Annotated in this window: 14 protein-coding genes; 12 read left to right on the top strand and 2 right to left on the bottom strand. The window is 68.2% G+C overall.

The features are described 5' to 3' along the window. Positions 1-62: 62 nt before the first annotated feature. The 11 genes from ACFWM7_RS10075 (at position 63) to ACFWM7_RS10025 (ending at position 16,836) form a co-directional block, all read left to right on the top strand. Entirely contained in the window at positions 63-878 is an 816-nt protein-coding gene (locus tag ACFWM7_RS10075; RefSeq protein WP_383257476.1) for a hypothetical protein, read from the top strand. A gap of 47 nt (positions 879-925) precedes the next feature. Then, positions 926-2,068 (top strand): hypothetical protein, encoded by a 1,143-nt coding sequence (locus tag ACFWM7_RS10070; RefSeq protein ID WP_383257473.1) that lies wholly within the window; start codon positions 926-928, stop codon positions 2,066-2,068. Beyond that, positions 2,065-3,549, top strand: a complete 1,485-nt coding sequence (locus ACFWM7_RS10065) for a hypothetical protein (protein ID WP_383257470.1) — start codon at positions 2,065-2,067, stop codon at positions 3,547-3,549. Before ACFWM7_RS10070 ends, ACFWM7_RS10065 begins: the two co-directional genes overlap by 4 nt. Further along, a complete protein-coding gene (locus ACFWM7_RS10060) occupies positions 3,546-4,910 on the top strand; it encodes an AAA domain-containing protein (protein WP_383257467.1) in 1,365 nt (454 codons plus the stop codon). Before ACFWM7_RS10065 ends, ACFWM7_RS10060 begins: the two co-directional genes overlap by 4 nt. 437 nt (positions 4,911-5,347) lie before the next feature. After that, positions 5,348-7,579: a hypothetical protein gene (locus ACFWM7_RS10055; RefSeq protein ID WP_383257464.1), complete on the top strand. Its 2,232-nt coding sequence runs from the start codon at positions 5,348-5,350 to the stop codon at positions 7,577-7,579. Between the two features lie 596 nt (positions 7,580-8,175). Next, positions 8,176-10,080, top strand: a complete 1,905-nt coding sequence (locus ACFWM7_RS10050; RefSeq protein ID WP_383257460.1) for a P-loop NTPase fold protein — start codon at positions 8,176-8,178, stop codon at positions 10,078-10,080. After that, positions 10,080-10,856, top strand: coding sequence for a hypothetical protein (locus tag ACFWM7_RS10045; protein WP_383257457.1), 777 nt, complete (start codon positions 10,080-10,082; stop codon positions 10,854-10,856). Before ACFWM7_RS10050 ends, ACFWM7_RS10045 begins: the two co-directional genes overlap by 1 nt. After that, positions 10,856-12,145 carry a hypothetical protein gene (locus ACFWM7_RS10040; protein ID WP_383257455.1) on the top strand — a complete coding sequence of 430 codons (1,290 nt, stop codon included), beginning with the start codon at positions 10,856-10,858 and terminating at the stop codon, positions 12,143-12,145. The genes ACFWM7_RS10045 and ACFWM7_RS10040 overlap by 1 nt, the downstream gene beginning before the upstream one ends. Then, positions 12,142-12,918: a TatD family hydrolase gene (locus ACFWM7_RS10035; protein ID WP_383257454.1), complete on the top strand. Its 777-nt coding sequence runs from the start codon at positions 12,142-12,144 to the stop codon at positions 12,916-12,918. The genes ACFWM7_RS10040 and ACFWM7_RS10035 overlap by 4 nt, the downstream gene beginning before the upstream one ends. A 1,347-nt stretch (positions 12,919-14,265) precedes the next feature. Then, positions 14,266-16,215 (top strand): DnaB-like helicase C-terminal domain-containing protein, encoded by a 1,950-nt coding sequence (locus ACFWM7_RS10030; RefSeq protein ID WP_383257452.1) that lies wholly within the window; start codon positions 14,266-14,268, stop codon positions 16,213-16,215. After that, positions 16,216-16,836, top strand: a complete 621-nt coding sequence (locus tag ACFWM7_RS10025) for a hypothetical protein (RefSeq protein ID WP_383257449.1) — start codon at positions 16,216-16,218, stop codon at positions 16,834-16,836. Positions 16,837-16,946: 110 nt separating this feature from the next. Here the strand turns inward: ACFWM7_RS10025 and ACFWM7_RS10020 are convergent, their stop codons facing one another. Next, positions 16,947-17,120 carry a hypothetical protein gene (locus ACFWM7_RS10020; protein ID WP_383257446.1) on the bottom strand — a complete coding sequence of 58 codons (174 nt, stop codon included), beginning with the start codon at positions 17,118-17,120 and terminating at the stop codon, positions 16,947-16,949. A 297-nt stretch (positions 17,121-17,417) separates the two neighbouring features. On the opposite strand from ACFWM7_RS10020, the gene ACFWM7_RS10015 reads away from it, so the two are divergent. Beyond that, a complete protein-coding gene (locus ACFWM7_RS10015) occupies positions 17,418-18,557 on the top strand; it encodes a hypothetical protein (protein ID WP_383257443.1) in 1,140 nt (379 codons plus the stop codon). A gap of 167 nt (positions 18,558-18,724) precedes the next feature. On the opposite strand, the gene ACFWM7_RS10010 is transcribed toward ACFWM7_RS10015, so the two are convergent. Then, positions 18,725-19,378: a hypothetical protein gene (locus tag ACFWM7_RS10010; RefSeq protein ID WP_383257441.1), complete on the bottom strand. Its 654-nt coding sequence runs from the start codon at positions 19,376-19,378 to the stop codon at positions 18,725-18,727. Between the last annotated feature and the right edge of the window lie 873 nt (positions 19,379-20,251).

The following is a 20,251-nucleotide window of genomic DNA, read 5'->3' as shown; positions in this document are numbered from 1 at the left end:
CGGGACTGTACACGAAAACAGGAATAAACAGGAAAACCCAGGTGGGCTGCTACTGTGCGGGCATGCAAGAGCATCTGGTCGCACTCGAGGAACGCATGCAACACCTGCAGCAGGCGATCCGGCAGGCGCTCACGCAACACGACACAGCTCAAGCGGGCGTCCTGGGCGAAGAGCTCAGGCGTACCCAACGTGCCTGGAACGTTCTGTGCGGCCTGGAGGACGACCCGCCGGCCCAGCCGGAACCCGCAGTACCCCCGGCCGCCGTGGACAACCCGGGCGTCCTGCCCGTACGCGACCAGGTCCGAGAGGCGCTGGCCCTCCTCACGGTCCCCGCCGCGCCCAAACTGCTCAGCCAGGTCCGACACGCCTTCTTCTCCGGCGCACTGAACACCGCACGCCTGACCACCCTGCGCCGTGACGAGGAGCGCTCCTTCCGCTCCGCCCCCTACGCCCGCCCGTACTACATCTGCTCCGCGCTGACCGCCGACCTGCTCTCACCGGCCCGCGGGCTGCTTGCTCTGAGCACCTGGCCCCTGGAGCAGCGCATCGTGGGGCCGCTCAGCCAGCGCGTCCACGTCCTCACCTCTGCCCTGCGGCTGGTGGAAGCCGCCGAGCGCCTCGCGGCAGACGCTCCGTTGCCGCAGCCCATCGAGCAACTCCTCGGTCAGTACAGTCGCGACATCCACGGCAGCGTCCGGGGCCCGCTCGACCTGGACGCGCTGCGTAGGGCCGCCGCGGCCGAACTGGAGATCCACGCCGACGACGACGCCGACACCCGCGTCGAAGCTGCCCGGCGCGCACGCCGCCAACTCGGCGACGCCGAGCAGATCTTCGGCAACATCCTGCGCAACACCACCCGCCTGCGCCGCACCTCGTAATCCCTCTGCGACTGCACGACCTGTGCCCCGCCCCTCCAAGGAAAACCGTGAGCTCACTCGACGCGCGACTGGGCGCTTTGCGGGGAACCGCCCCACCCGTCCCGCACAATGCGCGCACCCTGGCCGCTCTGACCGCCAACCCGAGCTGCGAGCGCCGGCTGGTGATCGACGCGGCCGGTGTCGACAAGGACGCCCTCGCCGCCCATCTGGGCCACGGCAGACCGCTGCAAAAGTCCCCACTCGCCCTCGACTACGGCCTCGCCTTCGAACGCAAGGTCACCAGCCGAGGCGGGACACCCCTCGTGCCCCTGCTCCGAGAAGCCCTGGGACTGACCCTGTCCGAGGTGGCCTACGCGGACGTCAACAGCGTCGGCAGCGACCACGACACATCCCCCCTGCGGATCCGCCACGCCCGCACCCGCCACCTCGTCCTCAGCGCGGCACGCCGCAAGTCCGAGCCCCGTACTCTGCTAGACCACCCCGTCCTGCGGCTGACCGTCGCCGGCCACTCGGTCTACCTGGAGCCGGATGTCATCGCCTTCCAGCACAACGGCAACTTCCACATCGTCGAGATCAAGTCCTTCCCCGTCATCCACGGGCAGCCCGATCCCGCGAAGGTCGCCGCGGCGCTCACTCAGGCCGCCGCCTACGTCCTGGCCCTGCGTGAACTCCTCCAAGACGACGGCCTGCCACCGCAACGCGTCTCCGACACCGTGGTCCTGGTTAACCCGCGCAACTTCTCCCACCACCCCACCGCCACACCTCACAACGCCCGCACGCAGATCAGGAACCTGAGCCGCCACCTCGGCAGACTCCACCGCCTGCCCGAGTTGCTGGACCGGCTCCCGCCCCACACCACCTTCGATCTGGCTCCCGGCCCGGACAAGACGCCGACCCGCCCCCGTGGCGACCTCGCTGCCGACCTCGCCACCACGCGCCCCCACTACACCCCCGGCTGCCGCCACCACTGCGACCTGGCCTTCCACTGCCGCACCGAGGCCCGCAACCAGGGCAGGGTCGAGGCTCTGGGTACCGCTGTCGGTGAGGACCTGGCCGGAATCGACACCATTGCCACCGCCCTGGCCCTGGTCGACGGCCACCTGCACCCCTCACGTGACCACAAGGACATCACCCAGGCCCTGCGCCACGCAGACCGCATCCACGCAGACCTCCGCACTGGCCGCGCATGAGTCAGCTGTCCTCCCTCCTACGGATGCGCGCCGCCGCCACCGGCAACGTCCAGCGCACCAGCCGACTGCGCCATCTCCACCTCAGCGACCAGCCGTTGATGCTCCTGGCGCTGAAGAGCACCGGGCCTGCCGCACGACCGCTGGCCGTCATGCTGGGCACCGCCCCGCATCGCCCCCAGCTCCTGGTCGCACCCCCCTGGGGGAGCACCCTGCCCGTGCTCGCCGCCCTGGCAGACACCGTCACCACCTACATCGACACACGTCGCCAGCACACCGAGCACCTGCCCGCCACCGCCAACAAACCGGCCCGCCACCGCTACACCGACGCCCCGCAGATCCTCGTCCCCAACCCCCAGACTGTGCAGCACCTGAAAGACCTCGGAGACGACCTGAGGTTCCGCACCGTCGACGACCAGACGCCCGCCTCGCGGCCCGTGCAGCGCCTGGGGCACTGGCTCACCTACCTCGCCGACCGAACGGACATCCCCGGCTCCGCCGCCCTCGTCCCCATGACCGACTTCCTCGGCATGCACTGGATCACCGGCCAAAGCCCCCTGGAGGACGAGGACCTCGCCACCCTGCTGGCCTGGATCGACCCGCCCCTCCATGCCACTTCGGGACGCGACGCCGCCCACCAGGCAGAAGACCCGACCACCCACCGGTCCGCAGGACCCGCCACCGACGCAGCCTTCGACAACGACCAACTGGCGCCCCTGTTCCACGCCTTCGCCCAGGCCGAAGAAGGAAACCAGGCCCGCATCCTGCACGAACTCGAGCGCCTGCTGGCCGCCTACCTGCAACCCACCTGGGACCGTATGTGGCAGGCCTACGGGCTCCTGCAGGCCCTCCCCGAAGCCCGCGGCACCGCGCGCCGCTGGGACCACGAACGCACCGTATTCAGCGACGAATGCAGCCACCTGGCCCGGGACGGACGCCCCCGCCCGGCCCGCGACCAAGCTGTCGCAGCCGCCGTCCGCCTGGCCCAAACGGAACACGCGGTCGCCACCTTCGCCGCCGAACGCGCAGCCGACGACCCCTTCGTGCGGGCCGAACTGCGCACCACCGGCGAGGCCTTCGGTGGCACCGTCACCGCGACCGACTTCGAACGCGTCGTCCACGGCCCCACCGGCCGCGCCCGGTGGCGGCCCCGCTTCACCCTGTCCACCACGGACCCCGTGCACATGGAACCCGGCCAGCTGATGGCCTGCCACCTGCGCCGCAACGCCCGCTACCGGCTCTGCGAGATCACGTACGAAGACGACACCACCCTCGTCGAACTCGAGATCACCGCTGGCATGGGCCGCGTGATCAGCCCCACCCACGCCGTCCTGCCCGAAGCCGGCGACTTCCTCGTCCTCACCCAGGCACCGGACCACTACCAACTGCCGGAATTCCCCGCACGCGAGCACACGCCCTGGACTCACGGAGGCCCGCCTCGCGACCACCGGGACGACAGCGACGGGGACGAGAGCGAAAAGTGACACCCCCGCACCAGCCGTCCCCGCAGGAGCAGACGGACCAGGCCACCCGCACCATCCTGAACGCAGTGCGCACCCTCACCCACCGCGGGCTCGTCGTGGATGCCCCGCCCGGCGCCGGAAAATCCACCCTGGTCGTCCAGGCCGCCGGCACGCTCGCGCACACCGGCGCCCCCTGCGCCGTCATGGCCCAGACCAAAAGTCAGGTCGACCACCTCGTCCGGCGACTCGCCCGCGCCCACCCCCACCTGACCATTGGCCGGCTTGCTTCAGCAGAGCACACGCTCCCCGCCGACCTGCCCGCCCACCCCAACGTCCGCACCGGCACCCGCATCCAGGACCTCGAAAAGTCGGCCCACGTCATCGTGGCCACCGCCATGAAATGGGCCACCGTCACCGACCGCCAATGGCCCTGGGCGATCATCGACGAGGCCTACCAGATGCGCTCCGACGTGCTCCTGCGAACCGCCCCCCTCTTCGGCCGGACCCTCTTCGTCGGGGACCCCGGGCAACTGGACCCCTTCTCCGCGGTCGACACCCCCCGCTCCAAGGGCCTGGCCCACGACCCCCTGAACAGCGCGGCCACCGTCCTGCTCGACAACAACCCGGACCTGCCCGTCCACTCCCTGCCCGTGTCCTGGCGGCTGCCACCCGCAGCCGTCCCCCTGATCAGGAGCGCCTTCTACCCGGCCACCCCCTTCCGTGCCGGAAGCAGCGACAACGACAGAACCCTCAAGTTCACGGCCACCGGCATGGGCACTCCCGCCGACGCAGCCATCGACACAGCGGCCCGCACCGGCTGGGCCCTGCTCGAGCTGCCCGCCCGCATCACCCACCGGACCGACACCGAAGCCCTCCATACCGTCCTGGCCGTCGCCGAACGCCTGCTGATCCGGGTAGCCGTCACCACATGCGAAGAAGCCCCCGACGGGCATGTCCTGGAGCCTCGCGACATCGCCATCGGCACCGCCCACCGCATCCAGGCCCACCAGATCCGCGCGCTCCTGGCCCGCCAGTACCCCACACTGCACGGCATCACCGTCGACACCGCCAACCGGCTCCAAGGAACCGAATTCCGCGTCACCGTCGTCCTGCACCCCCTCTCCGGCCGCGGCGACGCCTCCGCCTTCCACCTGGAAGCCGGCCGCCTGTGCGTCCTCACCTCGCGCCACCGGCACGCCTGCATCGTCGTCGCCCGCGCCGGAATCCCCGAACTGCTCGACGCCCACCCGGCCAACGACCCCGTGCACCTCGGCATCACCTCCAAGACCGCCGACGGCTGGGAGGCCAACCACGCGGTCCTCGCTCACTTGGCCCGGCACACCGTCGAAGCCGGGGCGCAAGCCCCTCGTCGCCGCGGATGAGCAGCGTGCGGCACGCGCCCGCAAATGCGCACAGGCCCGGCAGCGGACTCTGTGCGCCAGGTTCCATTTGTGAGAAAGCGCTGTCAGCCGGTCGGAACCGCCTGCTGGCAACTGGCAGGGTGGCCAGGTTTGTACCGCCCGCCACCTCCGAGAATCGGGACGGCTAGCGGAGTAGCAGTTACGGTGCGCCGGTCGTGTGGATGGATGCCGGTGTCCAGTGATGCGACAAGGCACTGGGTATGCAGCGGCCGTGACCGGGCTGCTCGGGGCGAGGCGCGGTTCGAGGGCCCTGACGGTGAGAGCAACCCGGTTTGGTGTAAGGAGCACATCCGAGCCGGTCTCCGGCATGCGCAATGCCGCGCCGAGTGCGCCGATGTTCGGCAGGCCTCTAGGCTCCCCTCCGCAGAGGAAAGCACGCCGGGTGTGGGGGAGACGTGGTGGAGATCGCGCAGTTGTCGTCCTTGGGCGAGCAGCTAGTCGGCATCGGGTTCGAGCGGTTTGCCCAGGGCGCGCCGACCGTGCTGAGCAGTTCCCCGCTAGCCAGCGAGCTGGCCTTCAGGGCGCCGGACGGCTGGCAGAGCGTGTGCGAGCCGTCATGGGAGCAACTAGCCCAGCGCACAACGGAATTGCTCAGCCAGGGGTCGTTGTTCCTCGTGCCGACCTGGGAACGAAGAACAGGCACGGAAAGGCGCCGTACAGCTGGTCGCGCGGAGCACTACGTCGACGTCATGGCCGCATGCCGACCGCCATCCCCCGACTCCGTGATGGCGGTGCTGCTGCCGGCGCACCCGTGGGTTTCGGAGCAGCCCTGGGCCGCCGAGATGCGGACCAGGGTCGCCGAGCACTGGGACATCCTGCTCCTCGCCTACGGGACCGGCATGCTCACGCAGATTTCCCCACACGCGGAATCAGCGGTTGCCTTCCTGCGGGCCCGCGCGCAGACCAGCCCTGTCCTCAAACTCTTCCAAGTGCCTCGCCCCCGCCCCGACGAGACGGCTGTCATCAAGGACTTCGAGCGACTGCTTCACCGGCAGGGCGGCAGAGGCGAGTACGGCTATGTCCTGCGGGAGATCCCCGACCCCGAACAGGGTCTCTACTTCGACCGCTTCGACCCGCACATCCTCCAACGCCGCGAAGACCTTGCCGGCTTCGGAGCCGTCAATGCCCTCGGCGATCTCTTCACGTTCCACCGCGCTCCCTTCAGGGACGCAGACCTCAAACGAGGCGAGCGGCTGTCCTCCCCGAAGAAGCCCGACGCAGTGCGCATGATCAGGCCGCCAGACATCGGCAGGGACGGAACGATCGCCCCTCCGTCGGAGGAAACCCAGTGGGCGATCATCCCCGCCGATCAGCAACTTGCCGCGGGGGACCTGGTGATCCGCCGCCTGATCGCCCCGATCACGGTGCCCCCGTACGGCTTCTTCACCGCCGAGGTCAGCGAAGAAGACCTGCCCGCCGCCGTATCCGACCAAGTGGTGATCCTGCGGCCCACCACGCCGCTCTCCCGGCCACAGGCCCGCCTCATCGCCATGTTCCTGCGCACCCCGCTCGCCCTGAGCCTGGCCGGGCCACGCCTGGCCACCGCCAGTATGGAAGCGTTGTCCACGCTGCCTGTTCCGCAGCCCGACGAGGCACTGACCAAGGCCCTCGACGAACTGACGGCCGCCAAGCAGCAGTTCAAACAGTGGCAACAGGATGCGGACTCGGTGATCGAGTCCGTCTTCCTCGAGAAGACCGCGGCCCAGGCACGCGCCCGAGTCATCGACTCCGGCCGTGCGCTGCGGCTGCGGGTCGAGGCAGCCTCACTGCTCGACGACCTCGGCCACAGCGTCCGCACTCGCTTCCCCTATCCCATCGCCTACCGCTGGCGCGAGACCGAGGCCCGCATCAGTGCCGGTGATGCCCAGGCCGCCTACGCCGCGATCCTCGACACTGCCGAGGAACTGCTGTGCTACATCGCCCAGCTCGTCCTCGCCCTCACCCACGCCCGACAGATCACCCTGGGGGCGATGAAGGCAATCCGCGACAAACTCGCCGGCGGCCGCAGTGGCCCGGGGCTCGGAGACTGGGTCAATGTGCTCAACGAAGCCGCGACCAGTAAGCAGTTGAACAACCTTCCCCCAGCCCACCCCCTCAACGATATCCGGACCCTGCTGGCGCATCAGGACGCCGAGAAGGCCCGCCAAGCCCTGAGCGAGCGCCGCAACGACCAGGCACACCTACGGCGCATCGACCCGATCGATCTGCCCCACGCCATCGACGTCGCCTTCGCCGACCTGACCCGCCTGATCGAACGGGCCCGCTTCCTGGCCGACCTGCCCCTGCTGGAAGTCACCGACGTCCGCTGGGACGCCTTCGCGCGCAGCGCCCGCGTGGAATACCGGGAACTGGCCGGAGACCACCCCGTCGTCCCGACCCGCACCATGACCTCATCCAGCAACGACCTGGAGACCGGCAGCCTCTACCTCCGTGACACCGACGGCGCGCTGCACCTGCTGCGCCCGTTCCTGATAGGCCGGGACTGCCCGACCTGCCGCACCTGGTCCACCTTCCACGCCGACCGCGTCCCCAAGACCGCCGTCGTCTTCAAGAGCCTCGAACACGGCCACACGCTCGAAGACACCTCTCCCGACACCCGCCGCCTGCTGAAGCACATCGGCATGGCGTGAAGCACCCGTAGGACACGGCGGCGTCATGGGCGAAGCGTGGGCGACCACAAGCTGAGCGTCGACTGTGCCCCTCCTGCTTCTTGGCGATCACAACGCGGACATCGCCTGCCGCTGGATGTCCCTGCCCACCGTGCCCGCTCGTGGATGAAGCCGACTTCGTGGACGGTGAAGCTTATGCGGGGCCTGCTGGGACGGCAGCCTGACATCGGCGCGGTGCTCGGCCTGACCGACCCGCACCGCCGGCCTCGCTGCCGCGCTCACGCCCACCCTGCGGATGATCATGATTCGTTGTGTCCAACCTGCCACTCTGTGGCAGGTGCCGCAGACCGACCTTGCACTATTCTCCCGGTCGCTGATCGCGGATGCGGCCGGGTTAGTCGGCCAGCTCGTCCCATGAAGCCCCGGGGATAAAGCGAGCCGAAGATCGTGATGCCCAGTGGTATCCGCAACGAATGGTTCCCTTGCTGTTGTTGAGGATGAAACGAGAGTTATTGTGTGCGTTCAGTGCGCGTTCGGAGAAACCCTGGTGCGCGGTGCTGGTGTGGGGACCGCCTGAGACGAAAAGGTCGCAGGCCCGGGGGATGGGCAAGAGCAACATGTCTGCACAGCTGTGGTCGGACGAGCCGACACACCTGGATCTTCTGTCGTTCGATGCGGTGGCCAAGACCGTGGTCCAGGCCGTACTCGACGACGCCCTCGACCCGGTTACTGTCGGGGTCTCAGGTGCCTGGGGGAGTGGCAAGACCACAGTGCTGCGCCTGATCGAGGACGAGCTCGCCCCGCAACCCCGGACCGACGCCACCGTGCTCGTGATCAGCACGGATCCGTGGCGCTACGACCCCGGTGTCGGCGCCAAGGAAACCCTGATCGGCGAGGTGCTCAGCGCCGTCGCCGCCGAACTCGCCCGGAAAGAACAGCCGGGTCAGGTCCGCAGCCGTGCCCGGGCGGTCCTGACCACGCTGCGTCGGCGGGTCGACTGGGCCAAGGCCCTACAAGTGGCGGCGAAGACGTCGCTGACCCTGCAGCTACCCTCCGTCGACGACCTCACCAGTCTGATCAACACCGAGTCCAGCAGCCAGGACGCCGACGCTGCAGACCCTCCGTCCCGCGGACTGGAGGAGTTCCGCAGCGAGTTCTGCACGCTGATGGAGTCCGCCGAGCTCAGCCACCTCAAGCGCGTCGTCGTCCTCGTCGACGATCTCGACCGCTGCCTGCCCGAAACGGTCGTGGACACACTCGAGACCATCCGGCTGTTCCTGGCGGTGCCGAAGATGGCGTTCGTCGTCGCCGCCGACGAGCACCGGGTGGCCGACGCCCTGCGCGACCGTTTTCCGGACCCCAACAGCACACAACAGGGAGCACAAGAGCGGTACTTCGAGGAACCCGCCAGCCTCTACCTGCACAAGATCGTGCAAACCACGGTGCCGCTGCCCACCCTGAGCCGCTTCGACACCGAGGCCTTCCTCGTCCTGCTGCAACTCTCCCAGCGCCTGCCCGACGAGGAGCTCGCCCCCTACATCGCGGCCTGCGTACGCCTGCGCCGGGACAAGGGTCTGCTGGACAATCTGGCCACGACCGTGAACGGCAACGACATCTCCGCCGAACTGGCCTTTGCCTCACGGATGACGCCCATCCTCTACGAGAAGCTCCAAGGCAGCCCCCGCCGCATCAAGCGTTTCCTCAACGACCTGCGGGTGCGCCAGTCCGTCGCCGACCACCGCGGCATCCTCCTGGAGGCGGACATCGTGGCCAAGCTCATGGTGCTGGAGAAGCTCCTGCCCGACGCCTTCACCACCGTCCTGGGATGGCTGGCCCGCGGAGAACTGCGCTCCCGGATGGCCAAGCTGGAAGCGGCCGCCGGCCGTCCCGCCCCCGAACCCCAGCCAGCCCGGGACACCGGCCCCTCGCCCGACGACGACGTCCCCTCGACAGGAGAGCAGAACCCGGCGCCGGACGAAGACGAGACCGAGCCGGTCACCTTCGAGGACGAACTGGTCCGATGGGCCAAACTCTCCCCGAGCCTCGGCACCGTGGACCTGGCCCCCTACCTCTACCTGGCGGCTGCGTTCTCCGGCGAGCAGCTTCTCGACGCCGGACTGCCGGGCCGGCTGCGGGACATCGCGGCCAACCTGCTGTCCACCGCGCGCTTCGACCAGCACCGAGTGACCGACGCCGACATCGAAGCACTCGGTGAGGACGACGCCCTGAGCCTGGTCGAGTACCTCGGCCGGGCAGGCCGGGACCGCCCGGCCGAACAGAGCGCGGCCGTGCGCGGCCTGGTCCGTATCGTCACCGCCTACCCGGCCACCGCCGAACGGGCCGCTCGGCTCCTGCAGTCCGTCCCGGCCGGCGAACTGGAGCCGGCCACCATCCTGACTCTCCCAGCCGCCGACCCCGCCTTCCGCAGCGTGCTGGAGCACTGGAAGACCCATGCCCCGGCCGACCATGCCCGGATCACGCGCACCCTGGAGCACGCCCTGAGCACAGGAAGCCGCCCCTGATGGGAACCAAGGGTTCCTACACCGGAAACGGCACACCGGCCAGCAAACAGCTGCAGCACAACATCACCCAGTGGCTCGACGCCCTGGCCGGCTCTGGTCCCGGCACACCCCCGACCCAGCTCAATGCGGACCAACTGGCCCCCGCCCTGGACCTGTTCCGGCGCTCCGGCGGCCACGCCGACGGCCCCGGCGGCGGCGCGGGCGGAGCGCCCGGCGACGCCGGAGGCCGCACGGGGGGAGGGGCACAGCGCACCGTCGCCCAGTCCTCCCGCACGGCCGGCCGCGCCGCGGCCGCGGCCTACGCCTATCGCACGGGCAACGAGCAGGCCCTGCAGGAGCTCGGCCTCGACTACGCGGAACTGCAGGCCGTAGCCGACGACCCGATCGACTGGGCCCGTCGCATCGTGGAGGCCGCCTGCGGGCCACTCGCCGACGGCACCATCGAGGACGAGGAGCGCCGCTTCGTCGCCAGCGAAGTGGCCCAGTGGGTCCTGGAGGCCGGCACCGACAGCACACCCCCCAACCCCGAGGAAGTCGTCCGGGAAACCCTGGCCCTGACCATCTCCGAAGCGATCCTCGGCGAAGCCGCCTCGAAGATGAACGACGGCTCCCGCCCCGCCTGGGCCACCGCCGACGGTGAACGCCAAATCCGCGAAACCGCACGCGCCCTGGTCGACCGAGCCCCCCTGACGATCACCGGCCCCAGCACCGCCGAGATCACCCGAGCCGTCGAAGAAGGCATCGAGACGATGCGGTCCATCTGGATGGAGCCCTGATGCCCGCCTACACCCTGCGCCTGGACGCCGATACCTCCCGACCCGAGCCCGACGGCACCACCACCTTCTGGTGGCCACCTGGCCCGGGCGGCTCCTTTGTTTCCACCCTCGGACCATGCCTGGGAGCACTGGGCCCCGTCCCCGAACCCAACATCGAACTGGTCCGCCTCGCCGCGCTGGTCTATGCCGCCGACCGCACCACCCGCCGCCGCGCCAACCGCTCCAACTGGACCCAACGCACCTTCGAACTGGACGTACCCGTCTACGCCCCGGCCCGCTGGAACGCAGTGCGGGAACGCCTCGAAACCCTCCTGGGCTTCCTCTCCGGAGACCGCTGGTCGATCCGCTTCCACCACACCGCCACCCCACAAGAAACCATCCACGACACCCCGTATCCCGGAATACGGCGCGTGGTCCTCCTCAGCGGCGGCGCCGACTCAGCGGTCGGCGCCCTGCACTCCCGCTACGGCCTCGGGCCGGAGCGGCATCTGCTGCTCTCCCACGTCGGCGCCACCACCCTCGCCCCCATCCAGCGCGCCGTCGCCGACGACATAGCCCACCTCATCGACGGCCCCCCGCAGGCCCACCAGCCGCTGCGGTTCTCCCGTAAAGGCCATCAGCCCACCGGGACGAAACTGTCCAACGAGTACTCCACCCGCACCCGCTCCCTGCTCTTCCTCGCCCTGGGCCTGGCCGCCGCATCCGTGGAGAAGGTGCCGCTGTGGATCCCGGAGAACGGCTTCGCCTCTCTCAACGTGCCACTCACCCCCGACCAGCGCGGCGCCGTGTCCACCCGCACCACCCACCCGCTGTTCCTGCAGACCCTGGAGGCCATCGCCCACGACGCCGGAGCCCACGCCGTCATCCACAACCCCTTCGCCGACCGCACCAAGGGCGAGATGTTCACCCTGGCCGCCGGATTCGTCGGCACCGGCGCGGCCTCCCGGCTGCTCAGCAGCACCCACTCCTGCGCCCACACCGGGCACCGCACCCACCGCATCCCCGTACGCACGCACTGCGGCGTGTGCTTCGGCTGCCTGCTGCGCCGCGCCTCCTTCCGCGCCGCCCAGCTTGAGGACACCACCGACTACCTCCACACTCGCCACGACGCACACCTCAGCGCCTACCTGGCCGACAAGTCGGTCGAACCCTCATTGCGCACCTTCCTCGCCCGCGGCCTGCGCCCAGCCGACATCACCACCCTGAACCTGCCCTCCGACTACCCCACCCGCCAGGCCTACGAGCTGTGCCGGCGGGGTGTCGCGGAACTGGAGCTGCTGTACCCATGAGGACGAGCGCACTGCCGCCGCTGGACCTGCACGCACACATCGACACCAGCGTCCCGGTCGACGACCTCGCCGGCCTGGGTGCTGTTGTCTTCGCGGCCACCCGCTCCCTGCCCGAGGCCGCCCGAGCGGTCGAGCGGCACGACGAGCGCATCATTTGGGGAGTAGGCGCCCACCCCGGACTTGCCCGCAGCCACACCGGCTTCGACCTCGACACCTTCACTCAGCTGATCGACCGCACACCGCTGGTCAGCGAGATCGGACTCGACGGCAAAAGCCGTGTCCCGATCGACCGCCAGCAGGCCACCCTGCGCAGTGTCCTGGATGTGCTCACCCGCACTCCGCGCATTGCCAGCATCCACAGCTACGCAGCCTGCGAGCAGGTGCTGGACGAGCTGGAACGCTCCCTGGCCCCCGGCATGATCCTCCACTGGTGGCTGGGCGACCCGGCACAGACTGCCCGCGCCGTCCGTCTGGGCTGCTACTTCTCCGTCAACGCCTCTGCCGCACGCAAGACCGCTCTGCTGCAGGCCATCCCTCTCGACCGGGTGCTGACCGAGACCGACCATCCCTTCGGCGACCGCAGTTCCGCTCAGCCACTGCCCGGCAACGTCGCCGCCGTGGAGCAGGCTCTCGCACGCCACCACAACATGACGCCCCGAGACATTCGCCAGGCCATGTGGCACAACCTGGCCGCCCTTGTGCGCGAAACCCGTTGCGCAGCGCAGCTCAGCCGGCGCGTGCGGTCTCATCTCGCCTCGCTTCCGCCGCGATGAATCCCACGGGCGAGTGGCCGCGGCGAGATTCCCTTTGGCGTATCCACCGTGTCCGTACGACGGCCCCTGTGATCACCGCTTCCTCAACCTCAATGTGGACAGGTGCGGTCTGACGCCCCTGGGGCGGTAGCCCTTCGGACTCGAGCGGCGTCCCGCTGCCAGTAGGTGGCAGGTTCTGCAATGCCGCGCGCCCTCACCTCACCTTGACGGAGGGCTGAGATGTAGCTCCAACCGCGGCGTTACAAAAACGTCGGCGCGGTACATAATCCTGGCAGATCTTATGTACCGTCAGGTATAGTGAAGTGTTAGCGGTACAAATTTGGTGCCGACCGCTCCCTACCTGCTGCCAGGCCACCGCGGTGAACCGCTTGCCGACCTAACTCGCTGGCCGATTCTGCTCTAGGAGTCTTCCGGGTGTCCTCCCCGCACTCATCCCACACCGCCGGTGAGGCGTCGTCCGGCGCTGCTGTACCGGACGAGCCCGCCGCAGCTCCGCCACGTCCGGCTCCGCACTGGGCAGGCCACTGGCCCATGAGTTTTTCGACATCTCCCGCCGCCTCCGCAGAAGCCGAGACGAGCGCCGCAGACACCGGTCGCCGACACGACCAGGACAGCCAACCCAATCCAGCGCAGGGTCCGGTGGACGAGCAAGAAGCAGTCACGACCGCTGCGGAAGCGGAACCCCCACAGGCCCAGGCGCCCGCCGTCCCGACGACGCTGCACGAGGCCCGCGCCGCACTGCGACAGATGATCGACGCCGCCATCGCGGGGCACCCCACACCCCTGACCCGCGGCTCGCACCATGCACTGCTCAGCAGCCCCGCCCACGCAACCGAGCTGGGCTGGGATCTCACCCAAGCCCCCATCCACAGCATTGGGGAGGCCCGCAAAAGGCTCGGAGGCCTGATCCAGGAAGGCGCCGAAGGCCGCCCCCAGGTCCTGCGCCGCCACCGCACCCCTGTCGCCGTCCTGCTCCCCGCAGCCACGGACGGACCCCCCACTCCGCCCGCGCCCCAGGCCGATCCCGCCCCCAACACAGCAGCCCCGGTCCTCGTCGTGTCCGAGGAGGACCAGCAAGCAGTGCAGACCTCCCCTGCGGCCACACCTGAGAGCGTCGAAGAGCCCGCCCCCGAGCCGACACCCGCCCCCGCCGAAGAGGCACCTGCACCCACCACGTCTTCAGAGCCACAGTTGGATCCAGTGCCTGTACCCCAAGTCGCGCCTGTACCCCCCGCCGACTCGCCGGCCGCCGACACTCCCGCCCCCACGCCCGGCCTGACGACACCTCAAGACCCAGTCACACCCCCGCCCCCCCTTCCCGAGCAGAGCCCGCCGCCCCCCACCTCCGTGACACCCGGCACCGGCCACGAGACCGCGCCGCGCACCTCGCGACGGCTGGCCGCACTCGCCCAAGCCCTGGACACGGTCCTTCCCACCGCCGCCCCCACAGGGGAAACCACAAACACGGCTCCGACGGGCCTGTCGACGGGGATCCGCACCCTGGACGACGCCCTCGGCGGCCTCCAGCCCGGCCGCTTCTACCTCGTGGCTGCCGCACCCGGTGCCGGATCCAGCCTGATCGCCACGGCCGCCGCACGCACCGGCGCCCTCGACCAGCAACAACCTGTCCTGTACGCAGCCTCCGGACTCACCCGCGCCGACATCGCCGCACGCATCGTCGCCGCGCACCTGCCCGTCGACTACCGCCGCCTGCGAGCCGGCCGCCTCACCCCCACCGAGCAGGACGACGCGGCAGCCCTCCACCACCACCTGGCCCAAGCTCCGCTCTACATCGACGACGGCACCGACCTCACCACCGGCGTAATCGCCGAAAGCGTCCCGGACCTGCCCGGCCTGGCCCTCATCGTGGTCGACCGCCTCCAGGCCACCGAAGACCCCCGGCTACCGCTGTCCGGCCCGACCCAGATCACCGATGCCGCCCAGGCACTCGCCCACCTGGCCCGCACTCACGAACTCCCCGTCCTCGCCGCCGTCGACACCGACGACCCCCAGCTGATCGCCGCGCTCAGCCTCGACATCACCATCACCCTGACCCGCAACGACGACCGGCTCCAGGCCCGCATCACCGAACGCGACCTCGGCACGCAGGCCGCCCTCACCCTCCACGCCGACCTCGCCCACGCCCGCATCACCGACCCCGCCCCAACACCCCCCGCCACGCCCCCACAAGCCCCGCAAACACCCCTCCAAGCCCCCGCCGCCCCGCCCCCGACCTCCACGCCCACCGAGAGCCCGACACCCCCTCCCGCCGCCCCACGCAGGCCCTCGCCCCGCCGCGCCGCCCCGCCCGACGGCGGCTACGCACACCGGGACTACAGCTACTTCACCGGCATGATCACCCGTGCCGTCGACGAGGCCCTCCACAACCACGACGGCGACATCACCGCCGCAACCGACGCCCTGGTGAAAAAGGCCGTACCGAACGCCATGGCATTGTTCGAAGCCACCCGCGTCGGCGGAAATTACGAGCACACGGTCTATCCAGAAACCTTGGAATTCCTCCGGAAAAAGAGCAAAGACGGCGCCGACGAAATCTGGGAAGGCCGCCACAGCTGGACCAACGCCCACCTCATGGACGCCCTTCAAAACGGCACCCACCCCCCGATCACCGTCCACGCCCTCGACACCAACGCCAGCTTCCTGTCCGCCTTCAAGACCCACCTGCCCATCGGCGCCCTCATCCACGACCCCCACGGCGGCTTCGACCCCAAGCGCTCCGGCATCTACCACCTCCCCACACGCCCCACCTGGCACCACCCCCACCTTCCCGACCCCATCGGCAACCGCCGCGAAGACGGCCCCGTCGTCCTCGACGACGCCACCATCCGCCTCCTGATCCGCTGCGCCCGCCTCGGCCTGTGCGACGCCCCCCACATCACCGAATGCTGGACCTCCGGCAGCAGCGAAGGCCTCCTGGAAAAATTCCGCCGCGTCCTGACCGAGACCCGCACCAACGCCCTCAAAACCAACGACACCGTCACCGTCGAATACATCAAAGCCATGTACTCGAAATTCACCTCCACTATCGGAGAATCAAGCGTCAACCGTGACATCCGCCGACCCGACTGGATGCACATCATCCGCTCCCAAGCATTCGCCAACCTCTGGTACAAATCCCACCGGGCCCACAGCAACGACCTGACCGTCGTCCGCGTCCGCGGCACCGACGAACTCCACGTCGCCGGAGACTGGCGCACAGTCTTCACCGAAGGCCGCCTCACCACCCAGATGAAACAAAAGGACCAGTACCCCCTGCCGAGGAAGAGCGCCCGATAAATGTCCACGGACGGATGGAAGAACTTCGGACACCACGGAGCAGACCGCGACCCCGGAAACACCCACGGAAAAGTCGCTCTCGCCCGCGCCCTCGAAGACGCCCTCGAACGCATGATCATCGACGGCGGAATCAAATCTCCCGTCGGCACCCGCCGCGGCCTGAAAGCCCGCATGCGCTACCTCACCACCACCAAAGGCGGCCCCCAAGCCCTCGCCGACGCTGGCATCCACACCGCCCGCGCCACGATCCGCGCCTGGACCCGCGGCACCCAGCGCCCCCGCCCGGCCAACCTCGAAGCGATCGACACCGCCTACTGGAACCTACGGGCCCACAACGTGCTCACCAACCCCGGCGCCCTCAAACAACACCTCAACCGAGGCGGCCGCGGCACCCGCATCGAGATCCACCCCGTCGACCAGACAACCGTCGACGAACCACGCCGCCGCGACAACCTGAGGATCCAGCACCGACAGGTCCGCTACATCTGGGACGACGCCGTCGATGCCCTCGTCGACAACGACTTGAACACCCTCGAGGACATCTGGGACGACGTGATCGCCGAACTCGACTCGGACTGGGGCGCCTACACCTACGTCTCCTACATCGGCATCGGAGCCTGACGGTCCGCGAGAGAAAGCCAGCTGACGAATTGCCGCAGTGCCAGAATTCGGACGACCTCGTCATGAGAAGCGCTCCGTCGCCAGCCGGCGGCCTCGCGATCACCGACGCATCATGCCAGCGGTGACGGCAAGGAGGAGGCACTCTGATCAGCAGGCTGGTCCAGCTGCTGCTCGCGACGTTGCTGCTCATTACGGAGCGCCTCGACGCGCTGAGTGAAGTGGGCGAGCGCTTCGTCCTGCTGATCCTGGGCGAACTGCCGGTACTCCGCCTTTGCATGCTGCATGACTGAACAGCCGAATGTGCCAGCAGGTTCTGCCCAGCAATCGTCTGAAAACAACGCAGCCGCCTGAGTTCGCCTGTCGCATGAGACGTGTTCAAGCCAGCCGACGGTCACCTGGCGGCAACTACGCCCTAGGAGCGCCCCGTTAAGCATCGCGCGGTGACCAGCAGATCAGCCTCCACTCGGCCGAGACGCCACCACCTCCAAATCTGAACCTCCGACCCCACAACCCTTCGCCCTGGCCGCCGAGCCATCTACAGCGGACGATGGACCGGATCACAACACAACGTGGGGGCGGGTGTGGACGTTGAAGCGCTCTTCAGCAGCAGAGATCACTGGACCGAGTCATGGAAGCTCAACGTCGAGCTGATCGAGTCCCTGCGCATTGGACCGCCTGCTGGCCAGACCGACCTGGCGGTGGCCGTCACCCTGACCCAACTACTCCATCAGGACTTCGTCTCCTACGGAACCGACTGCAAAGACATGCGGCTGAACGACGACAACGTCCAGCTCGTCATCAAGGCCCACCGCGCCGTCCTCGAACGCCTTGCCCTGGAGCCGCCTGTATGGCCGTTCCGGACATTCGACGGGCCGCATGGATTCGGCACCTACTGGCGCAACCACGACATGCGCAACAGCTGGCAGGCACGCCGGGACTGCATAGAGAGCATCCTCGGCCCCACCCGAGACACGCTGGAACAGCTGCAGGAGCTCGAATACGAGAGCCGCTTCACACAGAGACCACCAGGCCGCTTCAAGAACCTGATCTTCGCCGCCGACGGCACGAAACCGGAGATCGTGCTGCGGGACGCGGTCAACAACGACGTCGAGATCGTCCGCAACGCTGACAACTGCCTGATTTTCTCGGACACCCTGCCCCCGCAAGGACTCACATGGCGCCAGATGATCGCCTGGTGGATCAAGAACTACGACCCTGACAGCGATGAGCAGACCGCCGCCAGCTCCCTCTACCGACGCCTGTTCCGGTCGCTGGACTCTCCACCAGAACAACTGCTGTTGATCACCTACTGTGCCCGCTACGCTCAGCCTGACGGACTTGACCTACCAGCACTGATCCCACAGGTCTACCTCCACTACGACCCGTACACCCGCAAGAGCGGCAAACAGTCAGGCTCGCTGTATCGGCAACGTATGGATTTCCTGCTGCTACCCCCGGACGGTTCCCGCATCGTCATCGAGGTCGATGGGGTACAGCACTACAGCCACAAGAACCCGCCCGACGAACAAGGGAACGTCACCCACATCGCCTCACCCCGGCTGTACTCACAGATGGTTGCGGAAGACCGCCGGCTGCGGCTTGCAAGGTACGAGATCTACCGCTTCGGCGGCTGGGAGCTCACGCAGCCGCACGGCGAACAGCTCCTCACCGACTTCTTCGACGAGCTCCTCAAACAGCACAGGCCACCCACCAGTGCATGAATTCCCCAAGCGACGGAGCCCTCGGCCCTCCCCGCGGCTACGTACTCGCCCTCCTTGCGAAACTGCTGGCCAACCCCGCCCGCGACTTGACCCTTTCAGCAACCCCAGAGCACAGAAGACCTGCCGGCCGATAGTCTGCAGCTGGCTCCGGGAGGACTGGCGCAGGCCTAGCAGCCGGCGTCCCTCATCTCCTCGAAATACTCCACCTGCCAGTCCTCGAAGACTCCCAAATGTGCCGAATAGCCGTGGCATAGCAGGTGCGCGAGTTGGTGGAGCTCGTTGACCTGCTCGTAGAAGTTCACGTTCTGCTGCTCGGGACGGGCCCGGCCCCGCATGCTGCCACGGCCCACCACGGCGTACCGGAACCGCTCGCCCGTGGCATCCTCGCTGTCCAGCAAGGTCAGCTGGTTCCATGATTCCGGGTCGATGCGCTGCTCTTGGGTAGGAAGGTTCAGCAGCGCCAGGTACCGGTTGAAGCAGTCGGCGAGCTTCTTGATGTTGTGCGTGTGCAGCCGGTCGTCCAGCCTGGCGGGGCTCAGGTACTCGGGCCCGCAGTACCCCGCCCGCACCGCGCACCGGGCAGCCGTACGGATCAGCCACTTCAGGGACAGCTCGATGCTATGCCGGTAGTTGTACAAGATCGGAATGGGCAGCGCGTCGTTCGGCCCGTGAGAGATCCAGTGCCGCGCAGCGATCTCCGCCACGTCCAAGAAGCCCATCGCCAGGGTGAGGTCGTCCTCGCAGGTGCCTCCCCAGATCGCAATCTCCGCGGTCGACCACTGAGGCCGGGGCAGACTCAGCTGCAGATCGTCATCGTCCACGCGACCAGCATGGCGCTCGCCACCGCAGCCCGCCCCTGCTTTTTCCGCAGGCTGGCCGGGGCGGAGGGTTACTGTCCAAGCCCGGTTGGAGTACCGGCCCATCCCCGAACACAGCAAGAAGGGGGGCGGTGGCAGTGAGCCAGACCGTTCAGGGGCGCTCTGCGGGCATCCAGGCCGGACCGGACGGGCTGTTGGATCGTCAGCACCGCATCCTATGCGGCCCCGCGCACGCACTGCAGCGACTGCTGAAAGGCGGGCGCCTCCGCACATTGCATTGGGGCAACATGCAGCTCAGTGTGCGTGGCATCGACGTGTCACCTCCCACCAGCCAGGTCTGATCCGCGAGGACGCCGAGTCCCTCGTTGAGTCGGCACTGGACGTCTACTCGGACGGCTAACTCCCCGTGCTGGGCGGAGTTGTCTCCTGAAGAACGGTTTTACCGGCGCTTTCTGCCGGTGTTCGACGTTAAAAACGAAGACTCCCTCGTCAATGTAATTCCCCCTGCTGCACTCTCCTCTGAAATTGACTTGAAATCTAGGAATGCACCAAATATTTCTCCGATTCAGAATTTGCCTACAGGAGAGGTCTAGACCGCGCGATAACTACGGAGAGTAGGCGTTACAAAATGCGTCAGGCTCTACGGCGTTACATAATTTGGATGTACCGGGGACGCCAAGTCGACAGTTCAGACGGCTAAGATTCCGGGCAACGCAGGTTTTCGGGCCCCATGAGCGTGTAGCTGCCAAAGGGAGCCGGCCCCCTGCTGCTAGCTATTTTGTAACGCTGCGGAGCGGCGTTACAAAAAATACGTCGCGTAGCGACGTGGAGGCGCGGAGCGCCTCCACAACATTCCGTCACGTAGTGACGGCGCTG

It is taken from the genome of Streptomyces sp. NPDC058375, assembly GCF_042723425.1.
Taxonomy (GTDB): domain Bacteria; phylum Actinomycetota; class Actinomycetes; order Streptomycetales; family Streptomycetaceae; genus Streptomyces; species Streptomyces durocortorensis.
Note: the sequence above shows the minus strand (reverse complement) of the source record. Positions and strands in the feature narration are given on the sequence as shown.

Coding starts and splice junctions, on each gene's coding strand:
- ACFWM7_RS10050 (WP_383257460.1), top strand. CDS start 8,176: ATGTCTGCACAGCTGTGGTCGGACGAGCCGACACACCTGGATCTTCTG.
- ACFWM7_RS10045 (WP_383257457.1), top strand. CDS start 10,080: ATGGGAACCAAGGGTTCCTACACCGGAAACGGCACACCGGCCAGCAAA.
- ACFWM7_RS10075 (WP_383257476.1), top strand. CDS start 63: ATGCAAGAGCATCTGGTCGCACTCGAGGAACGCATGCAACACCTGCAG.
- ACFWM7_RS10065 (WP_383257470.1), top strand. CDS start 2,065: ATGAGTCAGCTGTCCTCCCTCCTACGGATGCGCGCCGCCGCCACCGGC.
- ACFWM7_RS10020 (WP_383257446.1), bottom strand. CDS start 17,120: ATGCAGCATGCAAAGGCGGAGTACCGGCAGTTCGCCCAGGATCAGCAG.
- ACFWM7_RS10025 (WP_383257449.1), top strand. CDS start 16,216: ATGTCCACGGACGGATGGAAGAACTTCGGACACCACGGAGCAGACCGC.
- ACFWM7_RS10040 (WP_383257455.1), top strand. CDS start 10,856: ATGCCCGCCTACACCCTGCGCCTGGACGCCGATACCTCCCGACCCGAG.
- ACFWM7_RS10035 (WP_383257454.1), top strand. CDS start 12,142: ATGAGGACGAGCGCACTGCCGCCGCTGGACCTGCACGCACACATCGAC.